This window comes from Oceanobacillus sp. CAU 1775 (assembly GCF_054482815.1).
In genome coordinates this window covers 75,541-87,798 of sequence record NZ_JBTLRO010000003.1, presented here as the reverse complement: position 1 = coordinate 87,798, position 12,258 = coordinate 75,541, and the positions used below count along the sequence as shown (strand labels likewise).

The 12,258-nt window shown below is 38.2% G+C and carries 10 protein-coding genes and 1 tRNA gene; 2 read left to right on the top strand and 9 right to left on the bottom strand.

The annotated features are described in order from the left end of the window. Positions 1 to 792 precede the first annotated feature (792 nt). From ACXYMZ_RS06555 to ACXYMZ_RS06535, 5 genes are all read right to left on the bottom strand, one after another. Complete coding sequence (locus ACXYMZ_RS06555; RefSeq protein ID WP_458947583.1) at positions 793 to 1,266, bottom strand: tRNA (cytidine(34)-2'-O)-methyltransferase; 474 nt, start codon at positions 1,264 to 1,266, stop codon at positions 793 to 795. A 59-nt stretch (positions 1,267 to 1,325) separates the two neighbouring features. After that, on the bottom strand, positions 1,326 to 2,171 hold the full coding sequence (locus tag ACXYMZ_RS06550) for an amidase domain-containing protein (protein WP_458947582.1): 846 nt from the start codon (positions 2,169 to 2,171) through the stop codon (positions 1,326 to 1,328). Positions 2,172 to 2,217: 46 nt separating this feature from the next. Beyond that, positions 2,218 to 3,375 carry a tRNA epoxyqueuosine(34) reductase QueG gene (gene queG / locus ACXYMZ_RS06545; protein ID WP_458947581.1) on the bottom strand — a complete coding sequence of 386 codons (1,158 nt, stop codon included), beginning with the start codon at positions 3,373 to 3,375 and terminating at the stop codon, positions 2,218 to 2,220. A 127-nt stretch (positions 3,376 to 3,502) separates the two neighbouring features. Further along, positions 3,503 to 3,576: transfer RNA gene (locus tag ACXYMZ_RS06540), tRNA-Gly, on the bottom strand. 254 nt (positions 3,577 to 3,830) lie between these two features. Further along, positions 3,831 to 4,343, bottom strand: a complete 513-nt coding sequence (locus ACXYMZ_RS06535) for a GNAT family N-acetyltransferase (protein ID WP_458947580.1) — start codon at positions 4,341 to 4,343, stop codon at positions 3,831 to 3,833. 277 nt (positions 4,344 to 4,620) lie between these two features. Here ACXYMZ_RS06535 and dat point away from each other — a divergent pair, with 277 nt between their 5' ends. Together dat and ACXYMZ_RS06525 are read left to right on the top strand one after the other, a co-directional pair. After that, positions 4,621 to 5,514, top strand: a complete 894-nt coding sequence (gene dat / locus ACXYMZ_RS06530) for a D-amino-acid transaminase (protein ID WP_458947579.1) — start codon at positions 4,621 to 4,623, stop codon at positions 5,512 to 5,514. A gap of 149 nt (positions 5,515 to 5,663) precedes the next feature. Next, positions 5,664 to 7,667 (top strand): S9 family peptidase, encoded by a 2,004-nt coding sequence (locus tag ACXYMZ_RS06525; RefSeq protein WP_458947578.1) that lies wholly within the window; start codon positions 5,664 to 5,666, stop codon positions 7,665 to 7,667. Positions 7,668 to 7,965: 298 nt separating this feature from the next. On the opposite strand, the gene ACXYMZ_RS06520 is transcribed toward ACXYMZ_RS06525, so the two are convergent. The 4 genes from ACXYMZ_RS06520 to argC are packed head-to-tail and all read right to left on the bottom strand — an operon-like array spanning position 7,966 to position 12,229. Continuing rightward, positions 7,966 to 9,150 carry an acetylornithine transaminase gene (locus ACXYMZ_RS06520; protein ID WP_458947577.1) on the bottom strand — a complete coding sequence of 395 codons (1,185 nt, stop codon included), beginning with the start codon at positions 9,148 to 9,150 and terminating at the stop codon, positions 7,966 to 7,968. Then, a complete protein-coding gene (gene argB / locus ACXYMZ_RS06515) occupies positions 9,143 to 9,943 on the bottom strand; it encodes an acetylglutamate kinase (protein WP_458947576.1) in 801 nt (266 codons plus the stop codon). Before argB ends, ACXYMZ_RS06520 begins: the two co-directional genes overlap by 8 nt. Positions 9,944 to 9,952: 9 nt before the next feature. Further along, on the bottom strand, positions 9,953 to 11,176 hold the full coding sequence (gene argJ / locus ACXYMZ_RS06510) for a bifunctional ornithine acetyltransferase/N-acetylglutamate synthase (RefSeq protein WP_458947575.1): 1,224 nt from the start codon (positions 11,174 to 11,176) through the stop codon (positions 9,953 to 9,955). Between the two features lie 12 nt (positions 11,177 to 11,188). Then, positions 11,189 to 12,229, bottom strand: coding sequence for an N-acetyl-gamma-glutamyl-phosphate reductase (gene argC / locus ACXYMZ_RS06505; RefSeq protein ID WP_458947574.1), 1,041 nt, complete (start codon positions 12,227 to 12,229; stop codon positions 11,189 to 11,191). Positions 12,230 to 12,258 lie beyond the last annotated feature (29 nt).

Sequence of the window (12,258 nt, the reverse complement as noted above, 5' to 3'; positions counted from 1 at the left end):
GTCGAAAGCTGGAGTGCCTAAAAATAATCAGTACTAAAACTAAAGTGGAAGCGCCCGTTTAGCAACGTACAAACTGGAGCACTTCGAAGCGAGATAAAGGAAACACAACGAACGAAGAGAGTTGATGTTGACTTATCGCAGTGGAGGAGTGTGAAGTTTGATAGTTGCTGGGCGCTGGAACTGGATGTGGCTCATGCGATAGAATCATGTTCTGCACCGCATTTTACAAATCCACTCTAATAATTGCAAAACCCGTCATCTACTTTTAGGTGACGGGTTTTTTATATTCTCAAATATATCAATGATTTATATAAAGTGTTGATTAAGTGAATTTAAAAGCACATGCACAGTATATCTAAATCGCAGTCATTAATTACGAGCGCATCTACCGCTACAGGAAAAACGTACTTCGCGCATCCTAAGGCATGGCCTCAGCCTCCTCGCTTCGCTGCGGGGTCTTCACCTCATGCTTTTCCCGTAGGAGTCTTCGTACGTTTTTCCTTCCACTCCGTTTAGCGGATTGAAGATTAAGTGTTTTCGGAGTTTTTTAGTGTATAGACTGCTCCGAGTAAATACGTAGATAAATCTCTTTCACCAAAAATAAAATTCCTATCTATAGATATCAACTGCAAAACATAGCGTAAGAAAAAATACACGGAGAATCCTGTGGCATATCTTGAGCCCTAGGAAAGCGAAGTGTATTTTTTCTGTAGCAATGATTACGCTCCTTACCCTAATTTAAATTAATCATCTCTTTTATCAATTACTATGAGATTTATTAGAGTCTAAAATTTAAGTTAGCTTAGGAAACTTTTGCTGTCTCAATGCTTCGTAAATAATAATAGCAGCTGAATTGGATAGGTTGAGTGAGCGCACTTTGTCATTCATGTGGATTCGCAGGCAACGATCTTCTTTGCCAATTAGTAAGTCTTTAGGGATTCCCGAAGACTCTCTTCCAAACACAAAAAAGATATCTTTTTCTGTGTTGCTATAATCAAAATCGGTGTAATGCCCTGTTCCGAAATTTTCTATATAATAAAATTCACCTTCAGGATAGCGTTCATATAATGCATCTATTGATGGATATTCAAAAACATCTAGGTGCTGCCAGTAGTCTAAGCCAGCTCTACGTAACATTTTATCATCTGTCGAAAAGCCAAGTGGATGAATCAAATGTAATGCTGTATCCGTAGCAAGACATGTTCTACCAATATTACCTGTATTCGCTGGGATCTCTGGTTGAAATAATACAACATGTAAACTCAATTTAATAATCTCCTTACACTGCTTACTTTTAATATTTAATAACTTTATTAGTATAGCATTTATGATCCAATTCGGAAAAATTTATATTGAATATTTGGTGTCCAAGCTGCAGAATCTTCATATGTCCAATATCTGTTACGGCTATTATTCGTATGTGCATTAACAAGCGGCATGCCTGAAGCATCTTTTCTTACTACAATTGTATTATGATCCCACCTGCCATCACCTTGAAAGTCATAGCATATAACATCACCTGGTTCTAAAACCTCGGCACTTGCAACTTCACTAGCTTGTAGGCCAGTTGTAGATCCACTTAAATACCATCTTAAAGAATGTGCAACCGACCAGCTAAAACTCCAATTATCACCTTGATACCACCAGCCAACTTCTCGATTTGGCGCACCTCGCATCGGGGCACCACCTGCAAGTAAGCATTGGGAAATATAATTCGTGCAATCATCTGCGAACCTTCTGAATGCCGGATTATAGTCATTCCACCAGCGTTCTGCATAACGAACAGCTTCTGCACGGTCATAGGAAAAAGTTTGTCTACTAGTGTCTTTTGGTTTTTCATCATGAGAAACGGTATGCTTTATTTTTGGCTTTACTGGTAAAATTTCTTGATGGTTGATTATTTCTCCATTTTCTAAGTCCGCTCGGTAAGATAAGATTTGTTCCTCTAGATGAAAGTCGGAGAGCTTTTCTACTAAATGAGAAAGATATATATCGTATTGAACCGTATATTTATTTTCGTATTTTAGAATGCTTTTTATGGTTGCTTTTCCTCGCGTTAGAACTATCCTCCCGTCTTGTACTTCCCACATTGAACGTTTTCTTTTCCACCAGTCATTCGAATTGTCGTCATTTAATAGCCATGCTAACCAGTACTCTTTTATTTTCTCCATTAAAAATCGCCTCCTATATAATATATGGAGACGATCACTGGATTATTTAATTAACTTCAGCAGCTCTATATTTAGCTTCAAAATCTAGGCCCTTTTCCATTTCAAATAAAACTTGGTCGTCTTTTTCAGTTTCCATCGCAGTTCTGATTGCTTCATAGGCTTCTTCTGTACCTATTTTTCCTAACGTCCACGCAGCGGTACCTCGAATGACAGGTCTAGGGTCATTTTCCATGACAGAAATAATTTCTTCTACTGCTGTTTTGTCACGGTAATGGCCTAACGCAAGTAAAGCATTTCGTTGTAAAGGCTTTTTGCCTCGCCATGCACCTGATAAATGACCAAATGTTTCTCTAAAATCTCTATTTGAAATTCGAAGCATTGGTTTAAGTTTTGGTTTTGCAATCTCTGGATCTGGTTCAAACTCTATATGGAAATGGGAGTCAATCCCTTTATTTCTTGGACAAACTTGTTGGCATGTATCACAACCATAGACGCGATTTCCAATTTTTGAGCGGAATTCTTCAGGCAGGAAATCTTTTGTCTGGGTAAGAAACGCGATACAACGTTGGGCGTTTAACTGCCCGCCTTCTCCTACTAAAGCGCCTGTTGGACAAGCATCCATACATTTTGTACAGTCACCGCAACTATCATCTACTGGCTCATCAGGAATGAACGGTATATTTGTAAGCATCTCACCAAGATAAACAAATGAACCAAATTCTTCCGTTATAATAGAGGTGTTTTTTCCACTGAAACCAATTCCTGCTCGTTCAGCTACTGCACGATCAGATAGTTCACCTGTATCAACCATAATTTTATTATTTGCATCTGGAACTTTTTCATTTATAAATTCAGATAGCTTTTCTAAGCGTTCACGTAAAACAACGTGGTAATCTGTACCCCAAGAAGCACGTGCGAAAATTCCGCGACGTTCTTCTTTTGTACTTCGAATGGCGTTTTTTATTCTACTTGGATAGGCAATGGCAATCGAGATAATAGATTGTGCTTCAGGAAGTAAACGCGTTGGCTCAGTTCTTTCTTCAATCGATCCTTTTTCAAAACCAGACTGGTACTTCAGCTCTTGCTGCCTACGTAGTCGTTCACGTAATTCACCAAAAACATCTGCAGTAGTAAAACCGATTTTATCAATGCCAATTTCTTTGCTATAAGCAATAATCTCCTGTTTTAAATCCTCTGTTCTCATCGTTGCCACCTCCTTTTCTACACTATTAACTTTAACATCAAACCGTATTCATTTCTATAAATACAAAGAAAAAACGTACCACCTCGTAACCATATTATTACGAGATACTACGTTATTAACATATGTATGGAGCGGGTGAAGGGAATCGAACCCTCATCATCAGCTTGGAAGGCTGAGGTTTTACCACTAAACTACACCCGCATGTCATTGTCATTTTTGCTGACAAATATTATTATAACAATTTTTATTAATCAAATCAAGTAGAAATTCGCCATTTCATGAATCTTACACCTTCCACTTTTTATACCTGCATTATATCAAATAATATCTTATGGAATACATTTAGTTTTGTATTAGTTTATTGAGGAAGGTACCTATCCCCATCATTGTATTATTTACAACAATCGGGACAGACACCTGCTTACAAGATTACTTTTGAGTTTGACCTTATTTAATTACTTCCTCATATAGTCTTCTTGAAATAAACTCATGAAAACCGCATCATGATAACTTCCTTTTACAAAATAATGCTTTTTCATTTCGCCTTCTATTTGGAAGCCAACCTTTTCATAAATATGAGCGGCTTTCTCATTTGACTTGTCCACGAATAAATAGAGTTTACGTAAGTTCAACTGGTTGAATCCATAATCAACAATCATTCGTGTAGCCTTGGTTGCATAACCTTTTCCTTGTTGCAAAGGATCAAACATGATTGCAAATTCAGCATTTCTATGACGATTATTAATATTGTATAGCGCAAGGTAACCAATTTTTTCTTTCAAATGGTAAAGAATGAAATGTCTATGCAAGTCACTATCTTGTCCAGCTTCATACCACTTTTTCAAACTCTCCATTGTTGCATAAGGTTCCTTAAACCAATAGTCCATCACGTCGGGATTCGTCCGCATCTGATAAATAAATTCCAAGTCTTCCTTTTCTAACGGGCGAAGTTGTAATTTGTTTCTCATTTTTCCTGCCTCTTTCCTTCATGTATGACTTCGAGAGTAACAAAGCTTTACACATTTTTCAAACATATACTTGTTGTTTTAAAAATATATATCAATGGTCCTTAAAAATCTCTATACTTATCTATTCTTCCCTCTTTAACAGCAACATAAAAAAATCTAGACATATACTAATCTAAGATAAATTATTTTCTATTTCTCTATTGCTTTTATATTTACAAGCAACGATAAAACCTATAGACTAGTGTTAAATTTGTTAAGAAGAAGGGTGAGTTATTGCATGTCAGTTTATCCTATTGTTTTTACACAAGGTACCTTCACGCACCGAGATAATTTGAAATTCCCATTTGAAGAACGTGGACTACAGTTCGGCGATGGGGTTTACGAAGTGATTCGAATCTATAAAGGTAAATATTATTTATTGAAAGAACATATTGATAGATTATACCGTTCACTAGACGAAATTAAAATAAATCTCCCATATGCAAAAGATGATTTTACTAAGATGATTTTAAATTTAATTGATAGAAATAATATGGATGTTGATGGAAGGGTATATTTACAAGTAACTCGTGGTTCAGCTGCTAGGAATCATCTCTTCCCTGAAAACGTTGAGCCAAATGTGTACGCATATATTGAGCCTGCTGAAAGACCGGTGGAGACAATAAAGAATGGAGTATCTACAATCACTCGACCAGATATCCGTTGGAGCTATTGCCATATTAAGAGTTTAAACTTACTTCCAAACTTAATGGCTAAGCAAGAAGCAAAGGAACAAGGCAGTTATGAAGCAATTTTACATGAAGATGGAGTCGTTACAGAATGTAGTTCGGCAAATGCTTTCCTCGTTAAAGATGGAAAGATTTACACACACCCAACTACAAATGATATTCTTTATGGTTGTGTTCGTATGGCTATTGAAAGATTCGCTGCTGACTTAGCTATTCCTATTGTTCATCAAGCGTTTACATTGGAAGATATTGCTAGTGCTGATGAAATGTTCTTATCAAGCAGTACTTCAGAAATCACGCCAATAGTTGAAGTTGATGGAAAGTTAATTCGAGACGGCAAACCTGGAGCAATCACACAAAAATTACAAACAGCGTATGCATTAGATGCGAATATAGAAGCTTTAACATATGAATCTTCTGCAGTACCAACAGAAGCTAAATAACAAATAAAAAGCAGTCATCTTTTAATAAGATTGGCTGCTTTTTTTCTTTTGTAGATTATTACTATTTGAAAATTGATTCGGAATACGAAATAGTTTAAGATATAGTTAGAAAATTTGTTATCTAATGAACAAAAAGAGGAGATGTTTTCATGCATTCAAAGAAGAGAGAAATTCGTGTAGATGATTTTAAACAAGTAGATGTATTAAGTGGTGCTCAATTCACACCAGATGGGAAGGCATTTACATATGTCACAACACAGATTAACGACAAAGAAGAATATCAGTCAAATATATTCTACCAATCTTTAGCTGAGGAAGAACCAACGCAATGGACATTTGGCGATAAGAATCATAGTAATTTATCCTTTGCACCAAATGGAAAGCAAGCCGTCTTTCAATCTTCAAGAAGTGGCACACAACAGCTTTGGTTGTTAAACACAACCGGTGGTGAGGCAAAGCAACTGACAACATTTAAGAATGGAGCGCATAGTCCAAAGTGGTCTCCTGATGGGAAACATATTATTTTCAGCGCTTCCTTAGATGCAGATGATGATATCCAAAAACAAAAAGAACTTTCAAAAGAAGAAAAACAAAAGCTAGAAGCTGAAAAAGGTAAAAAGCCACTTGTTGTTAAGACTTTAAAGTATAAATCAGATGCAGCGGGTTTTCATGATAAGAAGAAAACACAAATTATTTTATATAATGTTGAGGAAGAAAGCTTTACCCAATTAACAAAAGATGACGTACATCATCAATTCCAAGCGATTTCTCCTGATGGAAGTCAGGTTCTCTTTTCAACTAACTTAAATGAGGATGCAGACTATGAACTAACCAATGACCTTTTTCTATTGGACCTTTCAACAAAAGAAACAAGAAAGCTCAATCGACCAGAAGGCGCATTTCATAGTGCTAGATTTTCACCAGATGGTAAAAAGATAGTTAGCTACGGGCATGAGTATGAATATGCTGGCGCAACGTTGACGAATTTATATATTTTTGATGTAGAAACTGGATCTCACACACGCTTAGGAAAAGAGTGGGATTTAGCATTAGGTGATTTACTAATTGGTGATATGCGTTTAGGAAGTTCTAATACTGGACCTCGTTGGTCAAAAGATGGAGATAAAATATTCTTCATTGCTACAGACCGTGGAGCTACTGGTTTATATGAAACAGATTTAGAGGGGAATTTAGAAGTTTTATATAAAGAGAATAGTCATGTGTTTGGATACAGTTATGATGCGAACTCAGACTCTTTTATTTTAGAAATTAGTACGCCAACAAATCCAGGTGAATTTTACTTATTCAAGCGTGGTACTGAACCAAAGCAGTTAAGCCATACAAATCAAGCGTTGTTGCAGGAAGTAGCATTATCTGAACCTGAGGAAGTGAATTTCACTGCAGAAGATGGTTGGGAAATTCAAGGCTGGTTGCTTAAGCCCTATGGTTTTGAAGAAGGTAAAAAGTATCCATTCGTATTACAGATTCATGGCGGGCCTCATATGATGTACGGCCAGAGCTTTTTCCATGAAATGCAGTTATTAGCTGCGAAAGGGTACGTCGTTCTATACACGAACCCACGCGGAAGTCATGGCTATGGCCAGAAATTTGTTGATGCATGCCGTGCTGATTATGGTGGTTCAGATTATACCGATTTAATGACAGCAGTTGATTATGCTTTGGAGAATTATAATTTCATCGACTCTGACCGACTTGGTGTAACAGGTGGGAGCTATGGTGGATTTATGACAAACTGGATTGTTGGTCATACAAATCGCTTTAAAGCAGCTGTTACCCAGCGCTCGATCGCGAACTGGCTAAGCTTTTATGGTGTAAGTGATATCGGGTATTTCTTTACAAAATGGGAGCTTGGACATAATTTACTTGAGGACCCTAAAAAGCTATGGGAATTCTCGCCACTTAAATATGCGGAAAATGTGGAGACGCCTTTACTTATCCTTCACGGTGAACGTGATTTCCGTTGCCCGATTGAACAAGCGGAGCAATTATATATTACATTGAAACATTTGAGAAAAGAAGTAGAATTCGTGCGTTTCCCTGGAGCAAACCATGAGTTAAGTAGAAGTGGCAAGCCAGAAATGCGAGTTGCTAGATTGGAACAGATTTGTAGATGGTTTGAGGAGTATTTGTAGGAGTTATTTTGGTGTGGTGCGCGAATTCGCGGGTGAGCTGCGCGGATTGAGAGTGTGAGTGCGCGGATTCGCGGGTGAGCTGCGCGGATTGGTGTGAGGGCTGAGCGGTTTGACATGGGCACCGAGCGAATTGACGTGGGGACTGAGCGATTTGGCGTGAGCTCCGAGCGAATTGACGTGAGGACCGAGCGATTTGGCGTGAGCACCGAGCGAATTGACGTGAGGACCGATCGATTTGACGCAAACACCGAGCGAATTGAAAAAGCAGGCACGTTGTCCAAGACAGCATGCCTGCTTTTTAACTTTCTATTACTTCTATAAACGTAGTTATAAATAAATCTATCTCTTCCTCGCTAACAGTCAGTGGTGGGAGTAAGCGGAGAACACCTTCTCCTGCTGTGAGTGTTAATACCTGCTTCTCTTGGAGAGCTGTAACATAAGGTCCTGCTCCGCCTTCCATTTCTAGCCCAATTAAAAGTCCCTTCCCTTTGATCACTTGGATAACTGAATACGTTTTTTGTAGACCAGTTAATTTATCTAAAAAGTATTGTGACTTCTCTTGAACGGACGTTAAGATATCTTCATTTAGAATCGTTTTGATTGTTGCGTGACCTGCAGTTGCTGCAAGTGGGTTGCCACCGAAAGTACTTCCATGGCTGCCTGGTGTAAAGGAAGATGCAACTTCTTTCTTGGCCATAGTTGCTCCGATTGGAAAACCTGAACCTAATCCTTTGGCCAATGTAATCACATCTGGATTTATTCCGAACTGTTCGTATGCAAATAATGTTCCTGTTCTGCCAATACCCGTTTGTATTTCATCTAACATTAGTAAGATATCATTTTCTTTACATACCTTTTCAAGTTGTTGAATCCATGCCTCATCAGCCTCGTTCACTCCACCCTCACCTTGAATTAGTTCAACCAATACGGCTGTTGTTTTACCATCATCTACTTTAGTTAAAGCGTCAAAGTCATTAAAAGCAAGATAGCGAAAGCCTGGTGTTACTGGCGTAAAGCCCTGGTGGATTTTATCTTGGCCTGTTGCCGCAAGCGTAGAACCTGTTCTTCCATGAAAAGATTGCTTGAAAGTAACAATATCTGTCCGGTCAGGATTCCCCTGGTCTTTCGCATATTTTTTTGCGATTTTTATTGCAGCTTCATTTGCCTCAGCTCCACTATTACAGAAAAACACAGCATCTAAACTGCTATTTTCCGTTAGGATCTCTGCAAGTTGTTCTTGAACGGGGATGTTATAGAGATTTGAGCAATGCCATAAGGTATCTAATTGATTCTCCATAGCTGCCTTTACTTGATCCGGAACATGCCCAAGGTTACAGGTCGCAATCCCTGATGTAAAATCTAATAACTTATTTCCGGCTTCATCCCAAACATAGCTCCCCTTCCCTTTGACTAAGGTAATTGGAAATCTGCCATACGTTTGCATAATTGCTGATTCTTTTACTTTTTTTACTGCGTTAGACATGTTGCACCTCCCCAATGACAATCTTTGTTCCGACTTGTTTACCTTCTATATACGCTTTTAAATCTTCAGGAACTAGCCCATTTAAAATCACAGATTCCTTTACTCCACCTGATAATGCTGAAAGTGCAGATTTTACTTTAGGAATCATGCCACCATAAATGATGCCAGTTTTAATTTTCTCTTCAATCTCCACTTTTGTAAGCAAAGGATGCAAGTGTTTTTCTCCAGATATTTCCTCAAGAACTCCCGGGATGTCACTTATTAGAGCAAGTTTCGCTCCTAAGCTTTTAGCAATTGCTGCCGCTGCAGTGTCCCCATTTACATTATAGTGCTGGCCAGCAGCATCCATCCCAATTGGTGAAATAACTGGAATACCATCGTTTTCTATAATTAATTTAATCCAACTTGTATTCACTTCTTGGACTTCGCCGACGAACCCTAGTTTTCTTGATGGATCAAGTGGTTTCACCTTGAGGAGTGCTCCATCTACTCCACTCAAACCAAGACCAACTCCTCCTGCTTTGTGGATTTTTGTAACAATTTTCTTATTGATGTCTCCGCTCAAAACAAGTTCAACAACTTGTAGAACTTCTTCACTTGTTACTCGTAATCCGTTAACAAACTCGGTTTTCACGTTCATTTTCTCTAATGTCTGTGTAATTTCTGGACCGCCGCCATGTACAATAACTGGCTGAAATTTTCCGGATTTCCTTAATTCCACAATCGTTTCAAAAAATGAAGAAGGTAATTTCTCAAGAACACTTCCACCAACTTTTAATACTACCGTTTCCATGTATTCACCTCATGTACGATAAGAAGCATTGATTTTCACGTAGTCATATGTTAAATCACAGCCCCATGCTGTTGCTTCTCCATCGCCATTCTCTAGATTAATAATTATTTTTACAGAATCTTGTTCAAGATATGCCTTACCTTCCACCTCATCAAATGGATATGGTAAACCATTCTGAACGACCTGGATATCTCCCAATAAAACCGATACCTTTTCCACATCGATTGGTTGTGCACTATAGCCTATTGCACCAACAATTCTCCCCCAGTTTGCATCGGAACCATAGATAGCTGTTTTCACCAAATTAGAAGAAATTACGGTTTTAGCAATAATGCCTGCTGATTCATTGGAGACCGCTCCAGTAACGTTTACTTCAACCAATTTCGTTGCGCCCTCACCATCTTTTGCAATTTGTTTTGCCAATTCCTTACTTACATACTGCAGGCCTTCCTTAAAAATATTCCATTCAGGATGTGCTTCGTTTAACGTTTCATTCTCTTGTAATCCATTTGCAAGCACTAGGACCATATCATTCGTACTGCAATCTCCATCAACCGTTATCATATTAAATGTCTGATCTGTCGCTTCACGTAGTGCAAGATCAAGACTTTGTTGATCAACTGCGGCATCTGTCGTAATGAAACTAAGCATCGTTGCCATATTCGGTGCGATCATTCCGGACCCTTTCGCTGCACCAGCAATCGTTATTGTTTTCCCATCAATCTCCACTTTTACAGCAGCATGTTTTGTTACTGTATCTGTAGTTAAAATTCCTTTTTCAAACCGATCAGCTGCTTGATTTTTAGAATTTGTCATTGCTGCGATGCCCTTTTTGATTTTTTCCATTGGTAAAGGGACACCTATAATTCCAGTTGAAGCAACTGCCACATGGTCGACTTCTACTTGCATTTTAGCTGCTGCGAGTTTTTGCATTTCCAAAGCATCTGCATAGCCTTGAGGACCAGTAACTGCATTTGCGTTTGCTGAATTTACAACAATGGTTTGGATTTTTCCAGTCTTTGCAATACTAGCTTTTGTAACTTTTAATGGTGCTGCTTGAAAGGCATTTAATGTATATACCCCAGCTGCTGTCGCAGGTACTTCAGAGTGAATCCAAGCAAAATCAAGTTTACTCTTACGAAGCCCGGCATGAACACCACCAGCCTGAAATCCTTTTGGAGAAGTTACATTGCCATTCACTAGTATTTGTATATTTTCTTTCAGTTTTATCATTTGTAAATCCTCCTATGGATACATTGGAACGATGTCTAACCCCAAGGTCTCATCCCAACCATTCATTAAATTTGCGTTCTGAATCGCTTGACCAGATGCGCCTTTTACTAAATTATCAATTGCAGATGCGATAATTACTTGCTGTGTTCTTTCATCGACAAAAATACCAATATCACAGAAGTTACTTCCTACAACTGCCTTCGTCGACGGAAACTGGCCTTCTGGTAAAATTCGAATAAAAGGATGTCCTTCATAATACGCTTTGTATTTTTCTATAAGTTCACTTGTTGTTACCGTTTCATTTACATTCGCATATATCGTACAAATTAACCCTCTTGTCATTGGAATTAAATGCGAAGTAAAGGTCGTTAACACTTTTTCACCGAGCACATCCGATAGATAATTTTCTATTTCAGGTATATGCTGATGTTTTCCTATTTTATATGGTGTTACATTATCGTTGGTTTCTGAAAAATGAGTTGCACCACTTGGCGTTCTCCCTGCTCCAGACACACCTGTTTTACCATCTATTGAAATTCCTTTAGGACTGATTACACCTGATTCAATCCCTGGAATTAACCCGAGTAATGCTGAGGTTGGAAAACATCCTGGATTGGAAATTATTTTCGCTTTATTTATTTTTTCTGCATAAATTTCTGACAATCCATAAACAGCTTCGTCGATCGTTGCTTGAGGTGCTGCAGGTTGCCCGTACCATTCTTCATATTCTGCTCGAGAAGCCAAACGTAAATCCCCTGATAAATCAATGACTTGGAGCTCTGTCTTTTGAAGTTCTGGAATAATGTTTTTTGCTACGCCAGCTGGAGTTGCTAAAAATACGATGTCGACTTCTTGTTCTAAGCTAGGAATATCTAAGTCTACTAATTTAATCTCAGGAAGATTTAACAAATGCGGATAAATTGAAGAAAGTACTTCACCACTTTGTGATTGACTAATCACTTTTGTTACTTCTAGCTTGGGATGCGAATGTATTAATCGAATTAATTCGATCGCTCCATAGCCTGTTCCACCAATAATTGCAGCTTTCTTCAATTTAAAACAACTCTCTTTCTTTAATTTAA

What these genes read in the sequence shown, in the direction of transcription:
- ACXYMZ_RS06550 (WP_458947582.1), bottom strand. Translation starts at nt 2,171, where the DNA reads ATGGAGAAAATAAAAGAGTACTGGTTAGCATGGCTATTAAATGACGAC.
- queG (WP_458947581.1), bottom strand. Translation starts at nt 3,375, where the DNA reads ATGAGAACAGAGGATTTAAAACAGGAGATTATTGCTTATAGCAAAGAA.
- ACXYMZ_RS06535 (WP_458947580.1), bottom strand. Translation starts at nt 4,343, where the DNA reads ATGAGAAACAAATTACAACTTCGCCCGTTAGAAAAGGAAGACTTGGAA.
- dat (WP_458947579.1), top strand. Translation starts at nt 4,621, where the DNA reads ATGTCAGTTTATCCTATTGTTTTTACACAAGGTACCTTCACGCACCGA.
- ACXYMZ_RS06525 (WP_458947578.1), top strand. Translation starts at nt 5,664, where the DNA reads ATGCATTCAAAGAAGAGAGAAATTCGTGTAGATGATTTTAAACAAGTA.
- ACXYMZ_RS06520 (WP_458947577.1), bottom strand. Translation starts at nt 9,150, where the DNA reads ATGTCTAACGCAGTAAAAAAAGTAAAAGAATCAGCAATTATGCAAACG.
- argB (WP_458947576.1), bottom strand. Translation starts at nt 9,943, where the DNA reads ATGGAAACGGTAGTATTAAAAGTTGGTGGAAGTGTTCTTGAGAAATTA.
- argJ (WP_458947575.1), bottom strand. Translation starts at nt 11,176, where the DNA reads ATGATAAAACTGAAAGAAAATATACAAATACTAGTGAATGGCAATGTA.